This window comes from Stenotrophomonas sp. HMWF023, assembly GCF_003060985.1.
Lineage (GTDB): Bacteria > Pseudomonadota > Gammaproteobacteria > Xanthomonadales > Xanthomonadaceae > Stenotrophomonas > Stenotrophomonas lactitubi.
Genome location: NZ_QAIJ01000225.1, coordinates 29,949 through 35,837 on the forward strand (window position 1 = coordinate 29,949; position 5,889 = coordinate 35,837).

Consider the following 5,889-nt stretch of genomic DNA (forward strand, 5'->3'; position numbering starts at 1 on the left):
GCCGACCACGCGTTCGCCAACCTGCGGTTGACCGACAACGTGGTGCAGTTCCGTACCCGCCGCTACTGCGACAACCCGCTGGTGGTGCAGGGCCCGGGTGCGGGTCCGGAAGTCACCGCTGCCGGTGTGTTCGCCGATCTGCTGCGGGTGGCGGCCGGCGAAGGGGCGCGCCTGTGATCGCACGCGCCTTCGCGCCCGCATCGGTGGCCAACGTGGCCGTGGGCTTTGACATCCTGGGCCACGCCATCGCCGGTATCGGCGATACGGTGAGCGTGCGCCGCATCGACGAACCACGGGTGCGTATCGACGCGATCCGCGGCAGTGCGGTGGAGCTGCCGCTGGAAGCCGCCGGCAACACCGCCGGTGCCGCGCTGATATCGCTGCGTGAGGGGCTGGGATTGGGCTTCGGTTTTGCCATCGAGATCGACAAGGGCATTCCCTTCGGCTCCGGCATGGGCGGATCGGCCGCCTCCTGTGTTGCCGCGCTGGTGGCGGCCAATGCGCTGTTGGACGTGCCACTGCCGCGTGAGGCGCTGTATCCGTTCGCACTGGATGGCGAAGCCGTGGCCAGCGGTGGCCGCCATGGCGACAACGTCGGCCCCCTGCTGCTGGGTGGCGTGGCGTTGTGCACGGCCGATCGCCTGGTGCCGGTTCCGGTGCCGGCCAGCTGGCACAGCCTGCTGATACATCCACATGCGGTACTTGAAACCCGGCGCGCGCGGCAGGCGCTGCAGGGCAGCTATGCATTGGGCGAATTCGTTGCGCAGAGCGCCAACCTGGCGCTGGTATTGAGTGGTTGCCATCGCAGCGATGCATCGCTGGTGCGCGCCGGCCTGCGCGACGTGCTGGTCGAACCGCGGCGGGCGGGCCTTATCGTTGGCTTCGACGCGGCGCGTGACGCCGCACTGGCCGCAGGCGCGATGGGCGCGGGCATTTCCGGCGCCGGGCCCAGTGTATTCGCCTGGTTTGAAGATGCCGACCAGGCGCGCGTGGCAGCGGAGCCGGTGCGTGCGGCCTTCGCCGCTGTCGGTTTCGACAGCGATGCCTGGATTTCGCCACTCGATGCACCCGGAGCCCGTTTGTGCTGAATTCTTCCTCCCTACCGGATATCGATCCCATGCAATTCGTTTCGACCCGTGGCCAGTCGCCGGCCGTTGGACTCAGTGCGGCCATCGCCGCCGGTCTCGCGCCCGATGGTGGGCTGTACGTTCCGCAGGCGCTGCCGGCGCCGCGCACGCTGCAGGCCGGTGTGACCCTGGCCGACACCGCCGCTGACCTGCTGGCGCCTTTCTTCGACGGTGACCTGCTGGCTGATGCCCTGCCATCGATCTGCAGTGAGGCCTTTGACTTCCCCGTGCCATTGCGTGCGCTGGGCAACGGTGATCACGTACTGGAGCTGTTCCATGGGCCGACGGCGGCGTTCAAGGACATCGGTGCGCGCTTCCTCGCCGGTGCGCTGTCGCGCCTACAGACCGGCAAGGACCGCGATCTGACCATCGTGGTGGCTACCTCTGGTGACACCGGCGCGGCCGTGGCGGCAGCCTTCCATCGGCAACCCGGTGTACGCGTGGTGGTGCTGTATCCCGATGGGCGGGTGTCGCCGCGACAGGCCCATCAGCTCGGCTGCTTCGGCGACAACATCCGGGCGCTGCGGGTAGCCGGTTCGTTCGACGATTGCCAGGCGATGGCGAAGCAGGCGCTGGCCGACCGCGATCTGCAGGCGCAGGTGCCGCTCAGCTCAGCCAACAGCATCAGCCTGGGCCGGCTGCTGCCGCAGATGAGCTATTACGCGCACGCGGCGCTGACCCATCATGCGCAGCATCAGCGGCGCTTGAACCTGGTGGTGCCGACCGGAAATCTCGGCAACGCGATGGCCGCGGTGCTGGCACGCGCGCTGGGCGTGCCGATCGGGCAGATCGTGCTGGCCACCAATGCCAATGCGGTGCTGCCGCGCTACTTCGGTGGCGATCAGTACCAGCCAGCGGCCAGCATTGCGACCGTGGCCAACGCCATGGATGTCGGCGCCCCCAGTAACTTCGAGCGGCTGCGCTGGCTGTACCAGGGCGACGATGCCGAGTTGCGTGCGGCATTCCGTGCCTTTGCAGTGGATGACGTGACCATCCGCGCGACCATCGCCAGCGCCCATGCCAGCGACGGTGAGCTGTTCTGCCCGCACACGGCCACGGCGGTGAAGGTGCTGCAGGATCTGCGCGCAGGCGGCGCCAAGGGTGATTGGGCGGTGGTTGCTACCGCGCACCCGGCCAAATTCGAGGCGGTGGTGGAACCGTTGATCGGCGAAGCGGTTGCGGTGCCGCCGGCATTGGAGGCGCTGCTGCAGCGTCCAGCGCATGCCGAGCCGCTGGCGGCCGATTACGCAGCGTTGCGCGCGGTGTTGATGCGTTGATTGGAGAACCCGGCGGTTGCCGACCAGCGGCCGGCACTACCCGCGATGCGTGCTCCTGGTAGTGCCGGCCGCTGGCCGGCAACCCCAGCAGCGTCAGGGCGCTCAGCCCTGCACTTCACCGGCCAGACTGCGCAGGCCATCCTCGTCGAGGATCTCGACGACGTTCAGATGGGGCAGGGCGATCAGGCCCTGCTGGCGCAGCTTGGTGAAGGTGCGGCTGACCGTTTCCATGGTCAGGCCCAGATGATCGGCGATATCGCCGCGGCCCATCGGCAGCGAAACACGCAGGCCATCCCCGCCCAGCTTGGCCTCGCGCGCAGCCAGGCGCAGCAGGAAATCAGCGAGTTTTTCCGCCGGTTGCAGGCGTGCCAGCGCCAAGGCGGCATCCTGCGCAGCATCCAGTTCCTGGCAGGCGCGCTGCAGCAGCTTGCGCTCAAGGTGCGGATAACGGGCGCGCAGGCCCTTCATCTGTGGCAGGGCAACGCGGCATACGCGGCTGTCGGCAATCGCCTCGATGTCGTAGCGATGGTGGTCGCTGCCGCTCAGGCCCAGGTAATCGCCGGGCAGCACGAAGCCATTGATCTGGCGGCGGCCATCGGCAAGCGTGCGTACCAGCCGCAGCGCGCCACCGGTCAATGTATAGACATGCTGGCGCTCTTCGCCGCTGCGGGCGAGGGTGCTGCCCATCGTCAACTGCTGCGACACGGTCACCTGTTCCAGCGCCTGCACCTCATCGGGCGACAGCGCAGAGCACACCGCCAGGTGGCGTACCGAGCAGTGCAGGCAGTCCAGCGTGGCGCAGGACGGCGCGGCGGGGTCGTTGGTGGCGGACGGAGCGCCGGAAGGCCGGGACATGTTGCGTGGGCGTATCGCGGGCGGGGGAGGGCTTTATGATACTTCAAGCGGCCGTTGGACCCCGTATTCCACGGCCACGCGATGCGGGGCGCTAGAATGTCGCCCCCTCCCACGTCCCGTTCCCGCAGGAGTTCCGCCCGTGATCAAGCCCCGTACCCCGCCCGGCACCCTTGAACTGCTGCCGCGCGAGCAGATTGCGTTCCAGCGCATGCTGGACGTCATCCGCCGCAACTACGAGCGCTTCGGGTTCCTGCCGGTGGAGACGCCGGTGTTCGAGCTGTCCGATGTGCTGCTGACCAAGTCCGGCGGCGAGACCGAGCGCCAGGTGTATTTCGTGCAGTCCACCGGCGCGCTGGCCAACGCCGCCGAATCCGGCGACCGTTCGCTGCCGGAGATGGCGCTGCGCTTCGACCTGACCGTGCCGCTGGCGCGTTACGTGGCCGAGCACGAACACGAGCTGACCTTCCCGTTCCGTCGCTACCAGATGCAGCGCGTGTACCGCGGCGAGCGTGCGCAGCGCGGCCGCTTCCGCGAGTTCTACCAGTGCGACATCGACGTGATCGGCAAGGACAGCCTGAGCGTGCGTTACGACGCCGAAGTGCTGGCGGTCATCCACGCGGTGTTTGCCGAACTGCGCATCGGTGACTTCAGCATCCAGCTGAACAACCGCAAGCTGCTGCGCGGCTTCTTCGAGAGCCTGGGCGTGGCCGAAGGCGAGCGCCAGCTGGCAGTGCTGCGTGAAGTGGACAAGCTGGACAAGCGTGGCCCCGACTACGTGCGCGAGACGCTGGCGGGCGAGGGCTTCGGTATTCCGGCCGAACAGGTCGAGAAGATTCTCGCCTTCGTCGCCGTGCGTTCGCAGGGGCATGCCGATGCGCTGGCGCAGTTGGCGGCACTGGAAGCCGGTGCCGGTTCGTCGGAGATCCTGCGTGCCGGCGTGGCCGAGCTGCGCGAAGTGCTGCAGCTGGTGCAGGCACTGGGCGTTCCGGAAAGTGCGTACTGCCTGAACTTCTCCATTGCACGTGGCCTGGATTACTACACCGGCACGGTGTACGAGACCACGCTGACGGACCACCCGCAGATCGGTTCGATCTGTTCCGGTGGCCGTTATGAAGACCTGGCCAGCCACTACAGCAAGTCCAAGCTGCCGGGCGTGGGCATTTCCATTGGCCTGTCGCGCCTGTTCTGGCAGCTGCGCGAAGCCGGCCTGATCGAGGGCATCGAGGCCAGCAGCGTGCAGGCGCTGGTGGCGCTGATGGACGAGCAGGGCATGCCGCAGTCGCTGGACATTGCCCGTCGCCTGCGAGCCGGTGGCATCAACACCGAAGTGCAGATGGAGCCGAAGAAGATCGGCAAGCAGTTCCAGTACGCGGCCAAAGCGGGTATCCGTTTCGTGGTGCTGGCTGGCGAGGACGAACTGGCGCGCGGCGTGGTGGCAGTGAAGGACCTGCTGCGCGAGCAGCAGTTCGAGATCTCGCGCGACGAACTGGCCAGCACCCTGCAGGTGGAGCTGGAGCAGTCGCGGGTCATGGCGTGAAGCCCGTCGCCGCAGGGGCGCTGATGCTGCTCCTGCTGGCGGGCTGCCAGAGTGACCCGGCGCTGCGCAGCACCCGGATCGGCCCGGCGCAGTACCAGTTGGTGGCTGATCGCTGCCATGTGATCGACCGCGCGCAGCTTGAGCAGGATCTGCAGGCCCTGGCCGAGCGGGCGTGCCCGGGCCGGGCAGGAGCGCTGCAGAACCTGCAGTCCCATCCCAGCCGGCAGGGCAGCCTGTTCGGCGAATGCCTGCGGCGCGGCGCGCTGCAGGCGGAGGTCCGCTGTCTGCCCTGATCGGGGCCACGTCCATCGCAGCATCCGAACGCCCACCGCCCGGTGGGCGTTTTCGTTTCCGCCGCCTGAACGGGCCTGCCGGCACCTGATCGGCCCTTTGACGCAATGCGCAAGAATGCGTTAATGTACTAACACGCTATTACATTGATGCAAGAGTCCTGCCCGTGAAAGTCCGCCCCGACATCGCCGCCAAAGACCCGCAAGCCGATCTGGACGCCCTGGCCCAGGCCTTTGCCGCCCTGCGCGAGCCGGAGCAGGTGGTCGCCTTCCTGCGTGACCTGTGTACGCCGGCCGAGCTGGAAGCCATGGCCGACCGCTGGAAGGTGGTGCCGCTGCTGCAGCAGGGCGTGCCGTACCGCGAGATCCACGAGCGCACCGGCGTCAGCGTGACCACCACCGGACGGGTGGCACGCACGCTCGAGCATGGCCATCGAGGCTATGCCGCCGCCGTCGACCGCCTTGCTTCGCGCTGATCCGCGCCCCGTTCCGAACTTCGAGACCTCCCCCATGAGTGCAACCCAGGCAGCGCCGGCGCGAGACCGGCTGCGTATCGCCATCCAGAAGAGTGGCCGGCTGGCCGAGCCCGCCCGCAACCTGCTCAGCGCCTGTGGCCTGAGTTGGCGCGAGAGCCGCGACAAGCTGTTCTGCTACGGCGAGTCGCTGCCGGTGGACCTGTTGCTGGTGCGCGACGACGACATCCCCGGCCTGATCGCCGATGGCGTCTGCGACCTCGGCATCGTCGGCCGCAACGAACTGGACGAGCAGGCCGCTGCACGTCGCCAGATCGGCCTGCCGGATGC

General features: G+C 68.0%; 7 protein-coding genes and 1 pseudogene. 7 read left to right on the forward strand and 1 reads right to left on the reverse strand.

Annotated elements, in window-relative coordinates:
- The 3 genes from DBR20_RS23110 to thrC all read left to right on the forward strand — a co-directional run.
- Positions 1–177, forward strand: a 177-nt coding sequence (locus DBR20_RS23110; protein ID WP_258223335.1) for a hypothetical protein, incomplete at its 5' end; no start/stop codon positions are given.
- Positions 174–1,088: a homoserine kinase gene (locus tag DBR20_RS12265; protein ID WP_108266355.1), complete on the forward strand. Its 915-nt coding sequence runs from the start codon at positions 174–176 to the stop codon at positions 1,086–1,088. The genes DBR20_RS23110 and DBR20_RS12265, both read left to right, overlap by 4 nt.
- Before the next feature lie 29 nt (positions 1,089–1,117).
- The gene (gene thrC, locus DBR20_RS12270) at positions 1,118–2,404 is read left to right on the forward strand and encodes a threonine synthase (RefSeq protein ID WP_108266356.1); all 1,287 of its coding nucleotides are present in this window, start codon (positions 1,118–1,120) and stop codon (positions 2,402–2,404) included.
- A 102-nt stretch (positions 2,405–2,506) separates the two neighbouring features.
- On the opposite strand, the gene DBR20_RS12275 is transcribed toward thrC, so the two are convergent.
- Positions 2,507–3,259, reverse strand: coding sequence for a helix-turn-helix domain-containing protein (locus DBR20_RS12275; RefSeq protein ID WP_108266357.1), 753 nt, complete (start codon positions 3,257–3,259; stop codon positions 2,507–2,509).
- A gap of 139 nt (positions 3,260–3,398) precedes the next feature.
- Here DBR20_RS12275 and hisS point away from each other — a divergent pair, with 139 nt between their 5' ends.
- The 4 genes and pseudogenes from hisS to DBR20_RS23115 form a co-directional block, all read left to right on the forward strand.
- Positions 3,399–4,796: a histidine--tRNA ligase gene (gene hisS / locus DBR20_RS12280; RefSeq protein ID WP_108266358.1), complete on the forward strand. Its 1,398-nt coding sequence runs from the start codon at positions 3,399–3,401 to the stop codon at positions 4,794–4,796.
- Positions 4,797–4,819: 23 nt separating this feature from the next.
- Positions 4,820–5,089 (forward strand): hypothetical protein, encoded by a 270-nt coding sequence (locus tag DBR20_RS12285; RefSeq protein WP_108266373.1) that lies wholly within the window; start codon positions 4,820–4,822, stop codon positions 5,087–5,089.
- Between the two features lie 164 nt (positions 5,090–5,253).
- Positions 5,254–5,562 (forward strand): YerC/YecD family TrpR-related protein, encoded by a 309-nt coding sequence (locus DBR20_RS12290; protein ID WP_108266359.1) that lies wholly within the window; start codon positions 5,254–5,256, stop codon positions 5,560–5,562.
- 34 nt (positions 5,563–5,596) lie between these two features.
- Positions 5,597–5,889: pseudogene (locus DBR20_RS23115) on the forward strand (ATP phosphoribosyltransferase); the annotation flags it as partial.

Coding starts and splice junctions, on each gene's coding strand:
- DBR20_RS12275 (WP_108266357.1), bottom strand. CDS start 3,259: ATGTCCCGGCCTTCCGGCGCTCCGTCCGCCACCAACGACCCCGCCGCG.
- thrC (WP_108266356.1), top strand. CDS start 1,118: ATGCAATTCGTTTCGACCCGTGGCCAGTCGCCGGCCGTTGGACTCAGT.
- DBR20_RS12285 (WP_108266373.1), top strand. CDS start 4,820: ATGCTGCTCCTGCTGGCGGGCTGCCAGAGTGACCCGGCGCTGCGCAGC.